General features: G+C 49.5%; 16 protein-coding genes. 5 read left to right on the plus strand and 11 right to left on the minus strand.

Going from position 1 to position 19,824, the window contains the following annotated elements; translation table 11 throughout:
* Positions 1–109: 109 nt before the first annotated feature.
* Entirely contained in the window at positions 110–1,126 is a 1,017-nt protein-coding gene (locus PN498_RS28150) for a DMT family transporter (RefSeq protein ID WP_272066787.1), read from the minus strand.
* A 235-nt stretch (positions 1,127–1,361) separates the two neighbouring features.
* Between PN498_RS28150 and sppA the strand changes: the two genes are divergently transcribed.
* A complete protein-coding gene (sppA, locus tag PN498_RS28155) occupies positions 1,362–2,210 on the plus strand; it encodes a signal peptide peptidase SppA (protein WP_272066788.1) in 849 nt (282 codons plus the stop codon).
* A 110-nt stretch (positions 2,211–2,320) separates the two neighbouring features.
* Entirely contained in the window at positions 2,321–2,722 is a 402-nt protein-coding gene (aroH, locus tag PN498_RS28160; protein WP_272066789.1) for a chorismate mutase, read from the plus strand.
* A gap of 273 nt (positions 2,723–2,995) precedes the next feature.
* Here the strand turns inward: aroH and PN498_RS28165 are convergent, their stop codons facing one another.
* The 6 genes from PN498_RS28165 to PN498_RS28190 all read right to left on the minus strand — a co-directional run bounded on the left by PN498_RS28165 (position 2,996) and on the right by PN498_RS28190 (position 10,855).
* On the minus strand, positions 2,996–3,403 hold the full coding sequence (locus tag PN498_RS28165; RefSeq protein ID WP_272066790.1) for a VOC family protein: 408 nt from the start codon (positions 3,401–3,403) through the stop codon (positions 2,996–2,998).
* A 338-nt stretch (positions 3,404–3,741) separates the two neighbouring features.
* Positions 3,742–3,942 (minus strand): hypothetical protein, encoded by a 201-nt coding sequence (locus PN498_RS28170; protein ID WP_272066791.1) that lies wholly within the window; start codon positions 3,940–3,942, stop codon positions 3,742–3,744.
* A 391-nt stretch (positions 3,943–4,333) separates the two neighbouring features.
* A complete protein-coding gene (locus tag PN498_RS28175) occupies positions 4,334–4,681 on the minus strand; it encodes a hypothetical protein (RefSeq protein WP_272066792.1) in 348 nt (115 codons plus the stop codon).
* A gap of 258 nt (positions 4,682–4,939) precedes the next feature.
* Positions 4,940–7,729 (minus strand): aminomethyl-transferring glycine dehydrogenase, encoded by a 2,790-nt coding sequence (gene gcvP, locus PN498_RS28180; RefSeq protein ID WP_442951455.1) that lies wholly within the window; start codon positions 7,727–7,729, stop codon positions 4,940–4,942.
* A gap of 542 nt (positions 7,730–8,271) precedes the next feature.
* Positions 8,272–8,625: a hypothetical protein gene (locus tag PN498_RS28185; protein WP_272066793.1), complete on the minus strand. Its 354-nt coding sequence runs from the start codon at positions 8,623–8,625 to the stop codon at positions 8,272–8,274.
* 37 nt (positions 8,626–8,662) lie between these two features.
* Positions 8,663–10,855 (minus strand): GAF domain-containing protein, encoded by a 2,193-nt coding sequence (locus PN498_RS28190; RefSeq protein WP_272066794.1) that lies wholly within the window; start codon positions 10,853–10,855, stop codon positions 8,663–8,665.
* A 309-nt stretch (positions 10,856–11,164) separates the two neighbouring features.
* On the opposite strand from PN498_RS28190, the gene ffh reads away from it, so the two are divergent.
* The gene (ffh, locus tag PN498_RS28195) at positions 11,165–12,664 is read left to right on the plus strand and encodes a signal recognition particle protein (protein WP_272066795.1); all 1,500 of its coding nucleotides are present in this window, start codon (positions 11,165–11,167) and stop codon (positions 12,662–12,664) included.
* Between the two features lie 178 nt (positions 12,665–12,842).
* Here the strand turns inward: ffh and PN498_RS28200 are convergent, their stop codons facing one another.
* From PN498_RS28200 to PN498_RS28210, 3 genes are all read right to left on the minus strand, one after another.
* Positions 12,843–13,745, minus strand: coding sequence for an ABC transporter permease (locus tag PN498_RS28200; protein WP_442951456.1), 903 nt, complete (start codon positions 13,743–13,745; stop codon positions 12,843–12,845).
* 200 nt (positions 13,746–13,945) lie between these two features.
* Complete coding sequence (locus tag PN498_RS28205) at positions 13,946–14,461, minus strand: hypothetical protein (RefSeq protein ID WP_272066796.1); 516 nt, start codon at positions 14,459–14,461, stop codon at positions 13,946–13,948.
* Between the two features lie 310 nt (positions 14,462–14,771).
* Positions 14,772–15,275, minus strand: a complete 504-nt coding sequence (locus tag PN498_RS28210; RefSeq protein WP_272066797.1) for a DUF4383 domain-containing protein — start codon at positions 15,273–15,275, stop codon at positions 14,772–14,774.
* A 254-nt stretch (positions 15,276–15,529) separates the two neighbouring features.
* Here PN498_RS28210 and PN498_RS28215 point away from each other — a divergent pair, with 254 nt between their 5' ends.
* Positions 15,530–15,940 carry a DoxX family protein gene (locus tag PN498_RS28215; RefSeq protein WP_334312301.1) on the plus strand — a complete coding sequence of 137 codons (411 nt, stop codon included), beginning with the start codon at positions 15,530–15,532 and terminating at the stop codon, positions 15,938–15,940.
* Between the two features lie 51 nt (positions 15,941–15,991).
* Here PN498_RS28215 and PN498_RS28220 read toward each other — a convergent pair whose 3' ends face one another.
* Positions 15,992–18,292, minus strand: coding sequence for a tetratricopeptide repeat protein (locus PN498_RS28220; protein WP_272066798.1), 2,301 nt, complete (start codon positions 18,290–18,292; stop codon positions 15,992–15,994).
* Between the two features lie 488 nt (positions 18,293–18,780).
* Here PN498_RS28220 and PN498_RS28225 point away from each other — a divergent pair, with 488 nt between their 5' ends.
* The gene (locus tag PN498_RS28225) at positions 18,781–19,776 is read left to right on the plus strand and encodes a 2-hydroxyacid dehydrogenase (RefSeq protein ID WP_272066799.1); all 996 of its coding nucleotides are present in this window, start codon (positions 18,781–18,783) and stop codon (positions 19,774–19,776) included.
* Positions 19,777–19,824: the final 48 nt, after the last annotated feature.

The raw sequence follows: 19,824 nt of genomic DNA on the forward strand, positions 1-19,824 counted from the left end.
GTGACTGAGATGAGATAAGTCTAGCCAAAATTATTCCGCAACCGGTAGTGTCCTGGTCCAAAAACAACAGAGTATTTAATTTTTCGGTCAAAATTGCTGTTGGAATAGTTTAGCTTTCAGACTCAGCCGTTCTGCCATTGAACAATTCCAGCTTTTTCGTCAAAAAGGCCATGAGGACATCTCTTTGATTGATGAGGTAAATGCTGACAATCGTGAGCGCCACACCTGCCGTTTGAATTGAGCTCAGCACTTCGCCCAAGAAGAGATTGCCGAACAGGAGTGCAAATACCGGAGTGAGGAAGGTCAACGCGCTGAGACTGGTCAAGTTACCTTTGGAGGCCAGGTAAAAGAAGATGCCGTAGGCCAACGCACTTCCTAGGATGGTGGAGTAGGCGATCGCACCCCAACCCGATAGCCCTAATCCGATCCAAGGGTGGGTTTCACCCATGAGCGATAAGACGGCGAGGGGCAACCCTCCTAAAATCATGTGCCATCCTGTTGCGACGACGGGATCAGCATGTTCAGCAACGTAGCGAATCAGAATTGTTCCAACTGCCATTGACAGGGCTGCCATCAGCATGAGCCATTCTCCCTGATCAAATAGCAGGCGTAGGAGAGCCATCCCATCCGCAGGAATTTCTGCCAGCGTAAAGTTGCCTTGAAATAGACTAATGAACCATTCGTCTGGTAGCCCCAGCAGGCTAATGCCTGACAGACCCACTAAAAGTCCTAGCCAACCCAGGGGGCCAACCTGCTCCTTAAACAGCCATCGAGCCATGAGGGCTACGGCAAGGGGTTGAGAGTCGATCATCACGGATCCCAGTCCTGCCCCTGTGCGGACTAATCCCTGAGCGAGAAAACCTTGAAATAAAGTGCCGTCTACTAGAGCAAAGAGACTAATCCACCACCATCCCTGACGTGTAATTTGAAAGCTTCGTTTCATCAACAATGCGGCTAACAAAACCAAAACCCCTGCTGGCGCTAAACGCATGGTTGCCAGGAAAAAGGGAGCTGTATCAGGAATGACGCCCTTCATGGCAACCATGGCTGTGCCCCAAAGAAAGAACGGGGCAATCAGCAAAGGCACTCTGAGTAGCGGCTTGGTCGTTGGGGATTGCAGTTCCATAAGGGGGCGATCGCACGTTTGCAAGAGAGATAGTCTCTTTAATATAAAGAACCTTGAAGTTCCGATCTACGACGATCGCACAATTGGACAAACTCATATCCCGCAACTAGAAGAGTACAATGGGCGATACGGTCTTTTAAGAGAAGTCTTAGGTTGGTCGTAAAACGCTGGCAAATCCCTGATCGCAGGCTTTTCTTAGAAAACGTAGTCAACCTCGTTCTTCACATGCTCTGTTATGGTTTGGCCCTTTCAGTCACGCTCTCAAAAATCTATTGCGCGTATCGAGGTTTCGGGAGCGATCGCGGGAGCAACCCGTAAAGCGGTCCTAGAAGCGATCGAGCGAGTGGAGGAGAAAAAGTTTCCAGCTCTGCTACTTCGCATCGACAGTCCTGGCGGAACAGTCGGTGATTCTCAAGAAATCTACAATGCCCTTTTAAGACTCCGAGAGAAAGTCCCGATTGTTGCCAGCTTTGGCAATATCTCGGCATCGGGAGGCGTCTACATCGGCATGGGTGCTCAACACATTGTGGCTAATCCCGGGACCATCACTGGTAGTATCGGTGTGATTCTGCGGGGCAATAATATTGAACGTCTGCTAGATAAAGTAGGTGTTTCTTTCAAAGTCATTAAATCAGGGCCCTACAAAGATATTCTGGCCTTCGATCGCGAACTAACGGACTCTGAAAAAAGTATTCTGCAAGAGCTGATCGATGTAAGTTACGGTCAGTTTGTCAGAACGGTAGCCGAAGCACGCGGTTTACCTGAAGAGCAGGTGCGGAGTTTTGCGGACGGACGCATCTTCACGGGCGAGCAGGCACTAGAACTGGGTGTGGTTGATCGCCTGGGAACAGAAGAAGATGCCCGGCGGTGGGCTGCTGAGTTAGCGGACCTTGATCCCGAAAAGGCAGAGGTTCAGAAAATTGAGCCGAAGAAAAGCGGTATTCAAAAATTCTTACCAGGTCGCAATCAATCGCTTCTCTCTCAAGTTTTTCCTGAAGCAACTTCAAACTTACAAACGGTGACCAATTGGCTGGAATTTGAAATCAGCACCTCTGGCTTACCGCTGTGGCTCTATCGTCCATAGGCAACTGATCACATTTCTTGGGTAGGTGTCCTGTTAGGATGAACTCTAGATCAGAGACCTAGAAACCGTATCAGGTCACATTTAAGTAAGCCGGATTGGAGGAAATCAGCGTGGAATGGCGCATGCAAGCGATTCGCGGAGCAACGACCGTGTCAAAAAATGTTGCCGACCAGATTGCAGCAGCCACCCATGAGCTTTTAGATGCCATTGAGTCTGAAAATCGGCTGAGTCCTGAACACATTATCAGCGTCACTTTTTCAGTCACCAAAGATTTGGATGCCCTTTTTCCTGCGGCGGCTGCCCGTCAGCGTCCTGGTTGGGATGCTGTATCGCTGTTGGATGTTCAGCATATGCATGTAACTGGTAGCCTACCTCGCTGCATTCGTGTACTGATCCACGCACAAATTCCCGTGCTGCATGAAGAGGTTTGTCATATTTATTTGAGGGATGCTCAGCAGCTACGGCCTGATTTGAGCGATCGTGCGGTATCCGTTTCTTCTAATCGAGAATAAGTTTCTCAGCGGGTACTTAAGGATGCGCTATCGAGATAGGCAAGACTGTTTCCAACGTCGTATCAGTCATTTTGATATGGAGAGGACTGAAAATGCCTTAGGAAAGTCGTAGACCAAGTTTTTGAGCTTGCAAAAGAGTTTTACTTAGAAGCTGACAAGCCTATCCAGCAACTGCGACAGTGCCTTCGCTCGTATGAGGTGAGGCGCGGAGTAGATATCCCATCCACTGCAAGAGGATTGCTTCAGCGTGACACTAAGATGCTGACAGCGGGTTTAAGTGACCATAACGTCAACTATCTCTTCAAACTCAATGAGATTGCCGTCTGGATCGCGAAAACAGGTTGAAACAATACCTCTATCTGGGTAATTGGTCGGTGGATTCAAAATCTCGATGTTATGAGTACGAAGATGCCGGGTTGCAGCTTCCATATCAGTCACCTTAAAGGAGAGTACTACCCGAGCACTATGAGGGTTGTAGCTGAGGTTATCGTCGCGCGTCACAAAATCCGTCAGCTTCTCTCGATTGAACAAAGTGATGAGGACTGAACCCGTGTCAAATTCGACGTATTCATCCATATCATCTTCGAATTTTGTCGTTAGCCCCAACACATTTTGATAAAAGTCTTTGCAAGCCTTAAAGTTCTCAACGTTGAGACGGGTGTACATATATTGAAGCTGCACAGGGGATTCCTCTCTGTTGGTGAAATCTGCTGGTGAAACGGATGACTATCGGCTAACCAGAGAATCAAGGCTAGCAATCTAAGCAATGGGCAACTAAAAATCTAGTCCACAAGCCTGAACCATCATAGATCTTTCTCCGATCATTGATACGGTTTAACTCATGGGACTCTGTTAAACATTGCCAGTCGCAAAAATAGAGGAGTAGCGAGACGGCCTGCCCTCTTGTCCTGTTGGGGCTAGCGACAGTTTTATTAGAACAAAGGCTGAATACTCAAACGGATGCTGGTAACAACTACACAGCATCCGTTTGAGGTCGTGCATTTGCGCTCGGCCTGACGCTAATCTTCCTTGATTGAATGGCCTGCTGCCACAATCAATTCTCTAAAGGTTTCTTCTGATGCCTTGGATTCGATAGTGATGACTTTGGATTGAGTATCGATTTCAATGTCAGCACCCGATTCAGATGTCAAGATTAGCTCTTTCAAATCTTGTGCAGCCTGCTGATCCTCTAATGTAGGAATATGAAATTGCATTGTCATGCCATACCTCTAAGCGTCCATAACATAGCCTCAGTGGTTGCAGCATCACAGTTAAGTTCGGGCAAACCAGGAGCTATGCTTTTTACTTCCTAAGACTTGCTTGAGCTTAGTCTTAGCTTTCCTAATTTCTCATAGGACGCTGACTACGACATCTGCCTACTGACATAACAAAAGATGCAAGGAATCAGACAGTAATTAAGATCAATTGCTTAATAAAGCTCTTCTCAAAAACTATTAAAAGAAAAGATATATAGTGCTTAAAAGTTGTGTTGAAGGGCAGAATCGATTCTACAGGAACACTAGTTATCAGACATTAGACTCTTTTTTCTGGTCTTTTGATTTGCTGATCTCTTGTAATTTAAGGACGATAGTGCAGGAATTAAAAATTAGCTCATGGTTGATGCCAGCCTCTAGCAGTGATGATTTCCAAAATAGTCATGTTCGTTCGTTCGTAGTCGTGAATAACAACTGACTTTTGAGCGTCCGTGATTTTGCCTTCTGCGACTAGCTCGTTCAATATTTGTTCTTCAGATATGGGCTTGGCAGGTGTTTGCTCTTCGGATATCTTCGACTCAGATGAGCTACTTTGGACGGAATCAAAATCAGGTTCTTCGCGATCAGCCAGCGCTCGTCCATCTGGAAATAAATACACCACTGTTTGGCCTGTCTGGCCGAGAACTCGAATTTCAGCCGATTGAGTCGTCAAAGATTGATTAGGGTTAGCAGGAGGATGGTCCATGCAGCTATATCCTCAATAAAAATGAGAAGCACCAGAAGAACTGTAGCGTCCAGCAAATAGCAAAAGTCAGAAACCATTTTCTTGAACAATGATTTATGGCGTTTCTGATTGACCTAAGCTCTATAGCTACAGCTATGAATCTTGATTTCTTCTTCCCTTACTCTAAAAAGCTTGAAAGAGAAACTACTCGGTGTTTTTTCGAATCTTGCATGAAACCGCTGTGAACATTTGGTAGACAATGATGATGCTTCTTGCTGCCTAAGATTCACTTTTATAAGCCGTTAGGGGTGGGCATGAACACGCTAAGTTGCGATCGCCAAAGGCCTGATCAATTCGGTTGACAGCAGGCCAGAATTTGTTGTCCCGCGTCCAGTTAGTAGGAAAAACAGCTTGCTGGCGATCGTAAGGACGATCCCAATCAGAAACCAAATCCTCAGTCGTGTGAGGAGACTGCTTAAGCGGATTATTGTCGGCGTCTATTTGATGGGTGGCGATCGCTTCAATCTCGCCTCGAATCGCAATCATGGCTTCACAAAAGCGATCTAGCTCGGCCTTGGATTCACTCTCTGTTGGCTCGATCATCAACGTACCCGCTACGGGCCAAGACATCGTTGGTGGATGAAAACCATAGTCGATCAAGCGTTTTGCCACATCCTCCACAGTGATGCCCGCAGACTTACGAAACGGACGCAGATCGATAATGCATTCGTGGGCAATGAGGCCATGCTTCCCGGTGTAGAGAATGTCATAATGACCTCTCAATTGGTGGGCGATGTAGTTAGCGTTGAGAATCGCGATTTCGGTTGCCTGCTTCAATCCAGCCGCTCCCATCATGGCAATGTACATCCAAGAAATGGGCAAAATACTGGCGCTACCCCAGGGGGCAGAGGTCACAGCGCCAATGGCTTTTTCTCCACCGACATGGGAGACTAAGCCATGACCTGGCAAGAACGGTTTCAGATGGTCTTGCACTCCAATAGGACCTACGCCAGGGCCGCCACCACCGTGGGGAATGCAGAAGGTTTTGTGCAAGTTTAAGTGACAGACATCGGCTCCAAAATCGGCTGGCCGGCAGAGTCCGACTTGGGCGTTCATATTAGCCCCATCCATGTAGACTTGTCCGCCATGAGCATGAACGACATCGCAGATTTGACGGATGCCCGTTTCAAACACGCCGTGGGTGGAAGGATAAGTCACCATGAGGGCCGCTAGTTGATCCCCATGCTTGTCGGCTTTTGCAGTTAAGTCTTGAAGATCGATGTCGCCATTGTCATCGCAAGCAACAGCAACTACCTTCATTCCCGCCATGACCGCACTGGCTGGATTGGTGCCATGAGCTGATTCCGGGATCAGGCAGACTGTCCGATGGGTCTCTCCTCGCTGGCGGTGATATTCACGAATTACAAGTAGCCCTGTGTATTCCCCTTGTGCTCCCGCATTAGGCTGCAAGGAAACTCCTGCAAAACCTGTAATTTCTGACAGCCACTCTTCCAGTTCCTGAAAAAGTTTGTGGTAGCCACGGACTTGATCTGAGGGGACAAAGGGGTGAATCTGTCCAAACTCTGGCCAGGTAATGGGGACCATCTCAGCTGTGGCGTTGAGCTTCATAGTGCAGGACCCCAGCGGAATCATCGCTGTCGTCAACGACAGGTCCTTTGACTGCAAGCGTTGTAGATACCGCAGCATCTCCGTTTCAGAGTGATAGGTATTGAAAACGGGATGGGTCAAATAATCACTCGTGCGGCTCAGGGGGCAATGGTGGGCCAGGGGGGAAGCCGCAGCTTGAGGCAGCTCAGATTGAGCCCCCGTAAAAATCCCAAGCAGATCCTGAATATCTTGCTCGGTAGTCGTTTCATCGAGGGCAACTACGACTGTCTCGGCATTAAGAATACGAAGATTGATGTGCTGTTGAGCTGCCCGTGATACGATATCAGGCTGACGATCTCCCACGTTCACTCGCAGCGTATCAAAATAGGGGGTGGTTCCTACAGAGAAACCAGCCTGCGTCAGCGCAGTTGCTAGAGTTGTGGTGAGGTGGTGGATCCGAGTGGCGATCGCCTTTAACCCTTTTGGTCCGTGATAAACCGCATACATACTGGCCATAATCGCCAGCAAGACCTGAGCCGTGCAAATATTGCTGGTCGCAGAGTCCCGACGGATGTGCTGTTCGCGCGTTTGCAAAGCCAGCCTTAGAGCAGGTTTCTCATAGCTATCTTTGGAAACTCCTACCAAACGACCAGGTAGTTTACGGGCATATCGATCTAGCGTGGCAAAGTAGGCGGCATGAGGTCCTCCATAGCCCAGAGGAACCCCAAAGCGCTGGGTGCTGCCAACAGCAATGTCCGCACCCAATTCACCAGGAGGCGCTAAGAGAGTCAGGCTCAATAAATCTGCCGCCACAGTGACCAAGGCTTTCTGCTCATGGGCCTGAACGATGAAATCGCGGTAGTCATACACTGCGCCATCGGTAGCTGGGTACTGTAGCAGCGCTCCAAAGATAGGTACTGCAACATCAAAATTACGGTGATCGCCCACAACAACCTGAATGCCTAATGGTTGAGCGCGTGTCTTAACGACATCGATCGTTTGGGGATGGCACGCATCAGACACCCAAAAAGTTTTGACATCCTTACGCTTGCGGACATTGAAGCTGAGGGTCATGGCTTCAGCAGCGGCAGTCCCTTCGTCTAACAAAGAGGCATTGGCGATCTCTAACCCCGTTAGATCAGTCACCATTGTCTGAAAATTCAGCAGCGCCTCCAGTCGTCCCTGGGCAATCTCTGGTTGATAAGGCGTGTATTGTGTGTACCAGCCAGGATTTTCTAGAACATTCCGCTGGATGACCAGTGGCGTGATGGTGTTGGCATACCCTAGACCGATGAAAGAGCGCCAGACTTGATTTTGAGCCGCGATCGCTCGCAAGTGTTCCAAAGCATCCTGCTCGCTCAATCCTTCGCCCAGCGCTAAGGTCTGAGCTAACCGAATATCTTCGGGCACCGTAGCGGCCATCAACTCATCCGGCGAAGCGTAGCCCAACGTCTCTAGCATGGCCTCAACTTCGTTTTGCCGAGGTCCAATATGTCGTGAGACAAAACTGCTGAACGAGGAAGTCGATGATGGTTTGAACGGGGTAGCAGGAGCAGTAGACGAGATCGTAGGGGTGGTTTTGGACGGTAAGGTGCTTGGGGTTTGGCTAGGCAACAACTCCGACAGTCTCCTGATTAGTTGGGTAAAGGGCTTATGGATGAAAACAATTTCAACAAGGCTTGCAAGATAAGACAAATGGCCTAAATCGGACTAGATCTTCTTATTCGCGCCAATCGTATCTAAGGTGTGTGCGATCGCATCTTGATGGCGACGAACCTGACCTATATTGTGTAGCAAACCCTAATTAAGTTGCCAATAGTGTGTCTGTTGTTGGCTACACAATGAACAACACAACGGTGTCGTAGTTGACCAGACTGCGCCACAGGAATTGACTTTGGAATGAATGAATTTTAAGTTCTCAGTTTTGAGTTTTGAATGATTGAGTTATCAGCGAATCCAAAGCTCAAAGTTAATACTTAAGTAAGTTCCCGTTCCTTTGAGTCCTACCGCTCGGGTCTGGTGATGTACTCGGTATCGTCTATGCCTAGGACGTTATAGTCTACGGCGATGGTGGTGGCTAGCGACAAGACATAAAGGGCGCACAGGAGGAGTAGCAGCCGTTTGGCAAAGAGTTTATGAGCAAAAACGGCTATGAACAGAAAACTAAGGCAGAAGATAAGGCTGCTGTAAACGAGAATATTGAAGAGAGAAAGCTGAAACAGATCAAATTGAGTGTACAGTCCATCGGAGAAGACTGCGATCGCGATAATCCCTGTCTCGATCAGAATAGCCCAGTAAAAAGCTGTCGCAGCTAGCCCTAGCGCGAAAATTCGCCACCAAACTGCCCTTAGTCTCATGAAATTCAAGCTCGTCACATCTAGCGTTAATACACCCCTACGCATCTAGTACTTGAACACGAACAAATTTGAGACCGGTTACCCCTTGTAGAGGTTCAACGTGTCCTGTCTCGATGTCGTGACCGACCCAACCCTCACGCTGTAAGTAGCGCAAATATTCTTGATACTCCTTCCATTCTTCAAGGGTGGAGTAAACCAGCGTCAAATAACCGGGTTGGGTAATGCGATCCTGAGTTTTGGCGTCCAGCGCTTTGTCAATGCGTTTTTTCACAATCTCGTAACGGGTGTCACGAGTCCCCCGCACCTCAAAAAGACGTTCGGTGTTCTCGTCATGGGTGATATCAACCGTGTAGTCCTGCACCAGCACGAGATGAGTAATCTCCATGTCAGTTTGGTATTCGGCTTTGAGACGGAATCCTGTACGAGCGCAATCACAAACGGCTCTCAGTTGCTCATACCGCAGACTGCGCAGGTGAAAGGGGGAAAAGTTTTTGTCGATCGCCCCACCCGCGTAAATCATATGGTCGATACCGTCCGTAGCCTCGACATCGCAATAGTGAGGCGACACTGCCTGCATCGTGCGTTGCCAGCGATGCCAAGTGCTTTTTAGCGTGAGATTGATGTGTTGGATGGTTTGGTCATAGACGGCGCGAGCAGCATATACGCATCCTTGATCGGGGTCTTTAGCCGATTCATAGGTTGCGATCGCCGCTTCCACTGCTTCACCACAGGCTTTGAAAAAACTGAAATGGTTTTCTAGATTGTCTCTGAGATAGCGCAACAGGGTGATCTCAGCATCGACTGTAACCCCCTGCTGCAACTGCTCAATCTTTTCGAGTAAATCATCGCGTAGCTGACACGCAAAGGCAGTGCCGATAGATTGACAAACAGCCTCCCCAATCTTCAAACCCAAGCGGAATTGGGTTAGCAGGTCTTGTTGAATGGCTCGGTTGCGCTCCTGTGAGGATCCCCGAATATCCGAAATGCCATAGAGCGGGTACACGTCACCGAAGGTAATGGGCGCAGGGGGAAGTCCTAAGCTGCGACGCTCCGCTTCTTCCTCAAAACGCCAGCGGACGGATTCATGGATGTGCGTAAACCGCTCGTTGACAGACTGCCGCATGGCGATTGCTAAGGCCGGAGCCAGAGTTTTGCCATGATGCTCATCAATGGCACCAAAGGCATCATATTGATTGCTAACAAGCCCTACAAATCCCAGTAATTGAGATGATGATTTGAGATGAGCGGAAGTCGCCACCAGGGGTAGCACTAACAGCGACTTCGCTCCTCGCTTCTGACACAGTTCTGCTTGGACAATCGAAGGACACTGATTACTCAGATCCCTGAGATTGACCACGGATCCTTTAGCCGCTAAGCGAAACAGTGATGACTCCTGCAGCGATTCAAACGATAGGGTATGGGTCGTCCACTCTGCATCTCCCAGTCCGGTATACAGGACAGCCGTCTCTCCTTCGGCAGTTAGGATCAAGCTGTCTGTAGCTCGAAACAAACGCTTGAGCAACTCGTTAGCTTGCCGAAACCGCTGGGGTTGAAGAATAGATTCTCGATCTAGCAGAATGTGGATGAGACGCTGAGTGACTTCGCGATCGCTAACATCCATCCCTTCTAGCAAAATGGTGCCGCTAGCCTGATAGGTTTGTGGATTAAGCAGTTGGAGCGCTCTTTGCAACGGTGCATGGGGATGATTGAGCTGCTGAATGACGGTTTTAGCGTTGGGCAACTCCTGCCAGCAGTCGTCAAAAGCAGACTTTACGGCAGGGTCTAACGACAGCAAGTGAATGTGATCGCTGCTCACCGTGAATTCAACAAATCGAGCGCGATCGCCCTCCAATGGCTTCACTGAGATAATCAGCGGCTCGTGCAGCCAGCGTGAGGGCAGTAGTCCTTCTTGATCGTAGTGCTCGGCTATAATTGCGTTCAACACATGCCGACGAATCCGTTCCCGTAGCCAGAGTTGATCATCTGAGGACAACCGCTGGAGAACGGAATCACCCAGGGTAGGAGGCGTATCCGTCATGCCGACCAAGTGTCGGAAACGCTTGCTTGTCCATTCAATCCGATGGCTCCGAAGATCAACAGCCGCTACTAATAAACGGCTGTGGCGCTCAAGGACTGACCACCAGCTAGGAATATCGCTTTGAGGGGAAGACGGAGGTAACTGCCCATTGATATTAGTGTAGTCCGATTGGTCAACTGGCTCGTAGGTCATGACGGTGTCCCCTAGATACCTCTGATGGATGCAGGCTGACAATTGCTGATCGCCCGTTAAGAGTTTCTCACTTTGCTCTTTGTGTTGAACACCCTGATACACCTTGATCCTCTTCGCCAAAGACTCACAACTTCTAGGACTTCACGCGATCGCTTCCTTTTTCCAGAGACCTGCGATCAATAGTCCTGCGGTCATGGACAGTAACCCTTTACAATAAAGGTTCTGAAATTTGACAAAACGGCAATAATGCTGCCTATAGTTTGCCAAACTTTATCTAGTTAACTCCGCCAGTTCGCACCAACTTTATCTATGTTTGAAGCCCTCTCTGAACGCTTTGAATCAGCTTGGAAGAAACTCCGAGGTCAGGACAAAATTAGCGAGGCTAATGTCCAAGAAGCCCTGCGAGATGTACGTCGTGCCCTCTTAGAAGCCGACGTCAACTTGCAGGTTGTTAAGACTTTTGTCGCCGACGTTCAGGAGAAAGCGCTGGGTGCTGATGTCATTTCAGGCGTGAATCCAGGTCAACAGTTCATCAAGATTGTGAATGATGAGTTGACAAAGCTAATGGGAGAGACTAACAGCCCGTTATCCAAGGCGGAGACGGCTCCCACTGTAATTCTCATGGCAGGCTTGCAGGGTACCGGTAAAACCACAGCAACGGCAAAGCTAGCCCTGCACCTGCGGAAAGAATCTCGCTCCACTATGATGGTCGCCACTGACGTCTACCGTCCGGCTGCGGTTGATCAGCTTATCACCCTCGGCAACCAGATTGACGTTCCAGTCTTTGACATGGGCACTGACGCTAATCCGGTTGAGATTGCTCGTCAGGGTATTGAAAAAGCGAAAGAGGCGGAAGTCGATACGGTCATTGTCGATACAGCGGGCCGTTTACAAATTGACCCAACGATGATGGCAGAGCTAGCGCAAATCAAAGAGGTCATTGACCCGGATGAAGTGCTGCTGGTGGTCGATGCCATGACCGGACAAGAGGCCGCTAACCTCACTCGCACCTTTCATGAACAGATTGGGATTACGGGAGCGATTCTCACCAAGATGGATGGCGATGCTCGGGGTGGGGCAGCTCTCTCGGTACGCCAGATTTCAGGCAAGCCGATCAAGTTTATTGGTGTGGGCGAGAAAGTTGAGGCATTGCAGCCGTTTTATCCTGATCGCATGGCCTCCCGCATCTTGGGCATGGGTGACGTGCTAACACTGGTTGAAAAAGCTCAGGAATCCGTTGATATTGCTGATGCCGAGAAGCTACAAGCCAAAATACTCGAAGCAAAGTTTGACTTCGACGACTTTCTGAAGCAGACCCGCCTGATGAAGAACATGGGCTCCCTGGGCGGCATCATGAAGATGATTCCAGGCATGGCAGGGAAGCTATCCGATGACCAGCTTCAGCAGGGTGAAACCCAACTTCGACGAGTTGAAGCCATGATCAACTCGATGACGAAAGAGGAGCGCAAGAACCCTGAACTCCTCTCGGGATCACCTAGCCGTCGTCGTCGCATTGCTAGGGGTGCAGGCTACCAGGATAAAGACGTTAGCAAGTTGGTCAGCGATTTCCAAAAAATGCGTAGCATGATGCAGCAGATGGGATCAGGCCAAATGGGCTTTCCCGGTATGGGTGGTGGTTTTCCTGGTATGGGCGGGATGCCTGGCATGGGCGGTGGCGGTTTCCCCGGTATGGGCGGGATGCCTGGCATGGGTGGCGCACAACCTGGTTTCCGAGGCTATCCCGGCATGGGCAGTGGCAAGAAGAAAAAGAAGAAAGGCAAGAAAAAGAAAGGCTTTGGTGAGCTTTGATATCTGGTTCTCTAAACGCCTAGCATCAGGAGAAGCTGCAACTGTGTGGTGACGTGATAGGTCGCTTTACTCATGTCGCTTAAGTCCTGTTTTAGGGGAGTAGGGAATAGGGAAGTAGGGAGCAGAGTGTACTTGTTTACCGAAAGCGCAAATTCCATGTCATCCTTTTGTCTTCAGTCTATTTCCAGTTTTCTCGACGCAGTAGCGGATTGACTAGCTCGTTGAGTCCTTCACCCACGAGAGACAGTCCGGTGACCATTAGCGTTAGGGCCATGCCGGGAAACAGAGCTGTCCACCAAATGCCCGTCGGCAATGCGTCTAAAGCCTGACGAATATCAGCGCCCCATTCTGGGGTTTGTTCCGGTAGGCCCAAACCTAAAAATCCCAGCCCGCCCAAGATTAAAATGGCGTCTGCGGCGTTAAGTGTAAACAAGACTGGAATGCTCTGGACGACATTTAGAAACAGATATCGGCTCAGCACCGTCCAGGTTGAAGCACCCATCGCTTGGGCCGCCTCGATAAACAATTCAGTTTTAACGCTGACGGTGTGGTTGCGGACAACGCGATAGTACTGGGGCACATAGGCGATGCTAAGAGCGATCGCAGCATTGAGCACCCCTCTTCCCACGACAAACGCTAACGTCACGGACAGAAGTAGGCCCGGCAACGTGTAAATCGTGTCCATGAAGAAGAGGAGTACCCGATCCAGACGACCCCCTAAATAGCCGCTTAGCATTCCTAGCGGAACCCCTACAACAATGCTCATCACCGTGGCTAGCAGCACCACTTGCCAAGCCGCTCGCGTCCCGAAGATGACTCTCGCGAGCACGTCGTATCCCTGTCGTGTGGTGCCTAGCCAGTGCTCAGCTGACGGGGGCTGGTGAATGGGATTCTGAAGTGCCGCAGTTGGATCTTGCAAGATGCCCCACGATTGCAGGGCGGGCGCCATTAGCGCCACCAAAATGAATAGTCCAGTGATGACAAGACCTGCAACCATAAAGACAACCGATAAGTTAGCGGATTGTCCCTTAGGTTTGAGCGATCGCAACCAACGAATAGAGGGGGCTTTGGTTGGGGTCATGGGCATTCACGTCTGCAATAGCTGGCAATATAGCCGCTGTCAGTTTTGTTAGGACACGACGGCGAGCCATCTGGCGATGCACTAGGCACTCAAATGCTACTTAGTACACCAACCTAGAGGGCTAAAGCTTATTATTGCAGACGCTTTGATCCCATAGAACAGGAGCGATTAGGGCAGGCGGTTAAATTCGACTGAGTAAACTATTCGAGAATATCCTCAGGTCTCAGATCTTCAATGCTGTCAGCAGGGGGGTAGATCACAAATTCATCGGTCTCCTGACCCGAAACGCTGCTGTCAGTCGCCGGACTGTTGGTGGTCGGTGTGCCAGAGGAGTTGACCGTTGTGGGGCTAGCGGTCTCGGCATTGGGCGATCGACTGTCTAACGTGTAGGTCGGAATATTCGAGTCGTCGAGTTGAGTTCCATCGATATTGACGGGGACATAATAGTTTGCCACGCCGTCAATCACTAGGATGATGACATCATCAACAGACGGTTCATTAATAGCCGTATCCGTTTCCAAGATCCCCTCGTTGCCATCAGGAAGAGTAACGTTGTCATCAACGGTATTGGACTGTGACGTGTCGTCTCTAATCGCATCTAACTCCTCCTGATCTAAGACTCTAGGAGGCTGCTGACTTTGAGCTAGGGTCGGTAGGCCGATGCTGGCGATCGCCAGTCCAATACCAAGCGCTATCGTGTAATTGAGTTTAATCATGGGGGCAATTCCTCTAGGTTTGACTGAGAGGAAAGAGCAAATTATCCTGATGCCTTTCCCATCAACGGTTGGGGATCAGGCTAACGCCGAATGTTTCTCATCACCGTCCTGCCCTAGGTAGAAAATTCAAGCCTACTGAAGAGGAATTCCTGAAGCTCTAACCAATGGCATAAGATGGGTGGCCAATCACCCCACTGGACTGACCACCCAAAAGGCATAGGTACCCACACAACAATAGAAACCATCTGGTTTTGCTCTGACTAAGGCCAACCGACGTAAGCCATGGTTAGCTCCCAACCCTCACTTGGAACTAGAGAACACCGCCAGCTCCCGGATCTTCCTTGATCTCCCGCTTAAATAATGTCAGCAGAGAAGGGGTGACTAGGAAGCCGAAGTAAATTCCCAACAGTCCCGTAATGCCGTGCAAGGGAACATCCAATCCAAATATAGGAAAGAGTCCAAAGAAAGTATTGGCTACTGGAATGAGACCCAGCACTGCGAGAAGGGTGTAGTAAATCCCAAGTTGACCCGAAAAAAAGCGAGAACTATCCAGCGAAATCGAAGCAAAAATGCCAATCAGCCCTGTCACAATGTGAACGATGTTGTGGGCTGTGTTAACTGGGAAGAGTCCCAGTAAGTAGCCGTAGCCCGACACCACTTCTAGTCTTTCTGCAAATGCATCAACGGAAATCGGCTGCTTTACTAAGGCTGGAACAAAGCCTAAGATGCCGATGACGAGATACAGAATGCCCACAATCAGCGCAAATCTTTGTGTACCTTTCATATCAACTCCAGGTTGAACGACAGTAATCATTACTGGAGACGCTAACAACCTACACCGTTCAATATCCTCTCCAAGATGGGACAAGGGAGCCTACTGCATTAGGCAGAATCATACAAACCATTCAGTAGAGACACATTCCTTGAACCTGTCGGTAGCTGCGAACAGAGCTATATCTGTGAATACTCAGGTTTCTTTCGGTGGTGGGAAGGCACGGCCTTCGAGCTGTGCCATGCTCAACAAGCGTTTGTTTTATAAGCGATCGCTACCTTGATCCCCATAATCACATGATGTCTGTCCTTGAAAAGAATAAAGATACGCTGCGTGGCATTCTAGCCGTCTGCATGGTTGTCGCTGGAGTACTGCATTTTGTCCAGTCAGAGCCGTTTATCCGCATTGTGCCGGACTTTCTGCCTGCGCCTGCCGCACTGGTTTACATCAGTGGGGTCATTGAGGTCTTCTTGGGGATTGGTCTGCTGATTCCGCCTCTGCAGCAAGTGTCTGCCTGGGGCCTGGTGGCTCTCTTCATCGCGGTCTATCCAGCCAACCTCAATATGGCAATCAACCATATTGAAATAGCCGGCATACCTAACACATGGTGGTTTCAAGCCATTCGCTTACCGTTTCAGTTTGTGCTGATTGCATGGGCTTATTGGTATACGCGCCCAGAAACAGTGCCAGCCTCGTCTGAAGGATGAAGGTCTGCTGTGATGAGAGCTTGTATAGCGCCTTAATAGAGCGAATATGGGCTACGCAGAATGCAGGGTTAAAGGATGGGGGAGGTCTGCCTGTTTCAGCGATGACAGGACCTGAGTGACTTGAGTAAGGGATCGATGATCGCCTTGGGCATGTAGTAAAGAAGCGGCTGTTTCCAGATCAGAGATGGCGCGAATGATATCTCCCTGTCGCTGATAGGCAGCGCCGCGATAGCAGTAGGGCAAAGCGATTTGATTATTTTTCTGAATGGCGTGCGTGAAGTCTGCGATCGCGCCCATGATGTCCCCAGTCCGCTGTCGAGTCGTCCCGCGATAAAAATGGGGAATTGCGGATGAATCGTTTATGTTAATGCCGGCATCAAAATCTGCAATGGCCTGATCGGTTTTACCTTGACTCATTAACAACCAGCCCCGATTGCAGTAAGCGGCAAACAACTGATCATCAACACTCAGAGCATGATCAAAGTCATCTAAAGCGTGCTGATACTGTTTCTTCTCAGCCCAGATCAGACCGCGATTGTTCAGCGCTACAGCATCTTTGGGATTGAGGCGCAAAACCTGAGCAAAATCAGAGAGTGCTCCATCAGGGTCGCGCAAATCATAACGAGTAACGGCACGGTTGAAATAAGCCGTCGCATCTTCAGGCAGCGCATCGGGGTTATCAAAACGATGCAGAAGCTGCTCAATGACACTACTCTCAGTCGTTTTGACGCGCAGATCTAGCTCTGGAAAAGTACTGCTAGCAGCAGGCAAGGCTTCTAGACCAACCACAGCGTACTTGCGATCGCATACCAAAAACTGTTCGTCGGTTCCCAATATCTTGAAGGAGAACAGATCAGGATATTCTTGCTTCAGCGGTAAGAGCTTGTTGAGCGTCGATTTCAAGAGCCGGCGTTGGGCTGTTGTCAGGTGCCACTGTCGGGAAATTGTTTTGAGCAAACGACCTTCGTGGCGATCGCCCGGATGGCACCAACCAATTTCAAGCCGACATCCTCCTGATAGGATTTCAGTAAACCGTTCAACGAGCCGCTCATCGAGACTCACGGCAGAAGACCAGGGCCAAACAATAACTAACCGCTCGGAGACTTCATCAAGCGCCTGAAACAACGCTCGGTCAATCATCGACCAGTTTTCACTTTCAGTACTGCCCCGCAATGCCATCAACCACTGCAAAGAAGTGTCAGCACTTTTGTTGACAGCATCCTGAACAGGGGAAAGATTGCTCAAAAGCGGATTGTTTGGCGGACCCACCAGCATTTTTTGCCGCTCTTGCAGCTCTTGCGTTTGTTGTTCCAAAGCAGAAAGCTGCCACTGCAAACCACTCAAATAAGTTGCGGTCGTTCCTCGAATTTCTGAGGTGATATCGAAAGGAACTGCGAGATCCTGCAAACGACCTTCCATCTGCGTGAAATGTTCTGACAGGGAAACCAGGTCGGCTTGCAGCGTTTCTAAGTCGGTACCTTCCTCTGTTGGGACGTGCCCATTGTGAGTAGCCGCTTCTTGAGCAGAACGAAAACGATCAAGGGTTTGCCGTAGACTTTCCTGTCCTTCTTGCAAAGTGATCATCTTCTCGGAAAGCGTGGCAAATTCGCGCCGAGGCACCAGGTCAGACACGGCTCTGACTAACTCTCTCACTTCTCCCTTCAGCATGTTGGGATCGGTGTTGTTGGGAATTTGGCGCAGGCGTCGATCTAAATGTCGGACTGCGTCTTGCAAGGTAGCTTGAGCAGTTTTGCTTTCGCTGCCAAAACTTTCTAGATTCACCCGGAGCTGCATCAATTCTGTTTTCAGTTGCGAGACATCTGCCTCAGTAGCTTCTACGCGGGGTAAATGAGACAGCCGCTCTAGCTGTTTACTGAGATTAGCGATCGTGGTGCAGGCATAGGTGTACTGATCTTGTAGCTGCGCTACATCTTGATACAGATTGCTAAGATCAGGACTCTCTAGTTCGCTGAGCCGCTGGCGCATCTCGACTTGCGTTTGGTTGAGAACCTCTGAAAACTGAGTGATGGTGCGATCGCTGTAAGCCATTGCAGAACGCTGAATCTGGTTGATCGATTCTGGGGTTGGTAAAGCAGAAATCTGCTCGTTCAAAATCGAAAATTCAGTAATGACCTGCCCTTCAAGGATTGCCAGGTTTTCCTCGCTGCGCTCCAAATAACGATCAATACGCCGTCGATTCAGCAACCCCATGGCTACTAACGCCGTCATTGGGACTGTCGCTGCTGCTGCGTTCTGAGTGGCTATTGACGCTACCGCGCCCGCGCCCGACCCAATCAGCAGAGCATAATCAGCTAAGGGAGACCATCGTCTTTGATTCAGTAGATTATTCACAGGATGCACTCACAACTAGAGGATTAAGGCTCTCGTCAACGCCAAGGGAACGCCCAATCATCCTTGCTCTGGAACTCTGTGCTGCGGGCTAGCACGGTAGTTATGTCGAGAAGATTGATCCACGATTCATTCAAAGGCGTTACATAGCCCCTGGAAGACTCAATTCACTGATCCAGTCTTCTAAAGAAACCGTTCTCAATCAGGAAAAAGTCTTGACATGTCCCACGAGTTTTCGGTAAGCACTTGGAGAAAGCAGTCTGTTTTGACAACATGTTCTGATAACGACAGATATTCCTTCCGGTTTGCAGCGATAGTTCAAAGTTGACGGCAGCTTATTGGCCGTCGCCAGTTCCGTTAGAACAAGACAGAAGCCACTGGGCTATGAGCTAGGCGTCTGGATGCTACTGAGTGCCCTAGCCTAGATGGCTAAAGCTATATCTGTCGACGCGATCGTTGATTGTCATGCAATCTGCAGAGGTTTTTTGGCTATGAAAATTGCGTTCTTCAGCACCAAGCCTTACGACAAAGCTTCATTTAGCGCTGCGAACGAAATCTACAACCACGAATTAGTCTTCTTTGAACCCCGCCTTACTCCCGATACAGCTACGCTGGCCCAGAATTTTTCAGCAGTCTGCGTATTTATTAACGATGATGTCAATGAGACAACCCTGAGGGCGATCGCGGCAACAGGGACTCGTCTGGTCGCACTGCGGTGTGCAGGTTTCAATAACGTTGATTTGAAAACTGCGCAAGAATTGGGAATCCAAGTCGTCAGGGTCCCGGCTTACTCTCCCTATGCTGTTGCTGAACACGCGATGGGACTCATCTTGATGCTCAATCGCAAACTCTATCGCGCCTACAATCGGGTACGCGAAGACAACTTTGCTCTGAATGGCCTATTGGGCTTTGATATTCACGGTAAAACTGTCGGCGTGGTTGGGACCGGTAAAATTGGGCAATGTTTTGCTCAAATCATTCATGGCTTTGGAGCCCAGCTGGTGGCCTACGACGTGAAAGAGAATCCAGAGGTGCTCAAGCTGGGAACTGAGTATCTGGACTTACCAGACCTATTAAGCCGCTCTGACATTGTTTCGCTACACTGCCCGCTGATACCTGCAACCCACCACATTATTAACGCCACGTCGCTTCAGCACCTAAAACCAGGAGCAATGCTGATCAACACTAGTCGCGGTGGGCTAGTGGATACTCGTGCGGTAATCGATGCCTTAAAAACAGGGCAACTCGGCTATTTTGGAGCGGACGTTTATGAACAGGAGAAAGATCTTTTCTTTGAAGACTATTCGGATCGCGTTATTCAAGATGACACGTTTCAGCTTCTACAGTCCTTCTCGAATGTGGTCGTCACTGCTCATCAAGCCTTTTTTACTCAAGAAGCCCTGGATAATATTGCCAAGACAACCTTAAGCAACGTTACCGATATTGCTGCTAATAAACCTTGCGAAAACGCACTTTGGAGGCCGTAGGAACGAGGTAACCTTGCCTTTGGGTGCAGGTAGGGGCGAGGTAACCTC

The organism is Oscillatoria sp. CS-180 (assembly GCF_028330965.1).
Taxonomy (GTDB): Bacteria; Cyanobacteriota; Cyanobacteriia; order Phormidesmidales; family Phormidesmidaceae; genus Halomicronema.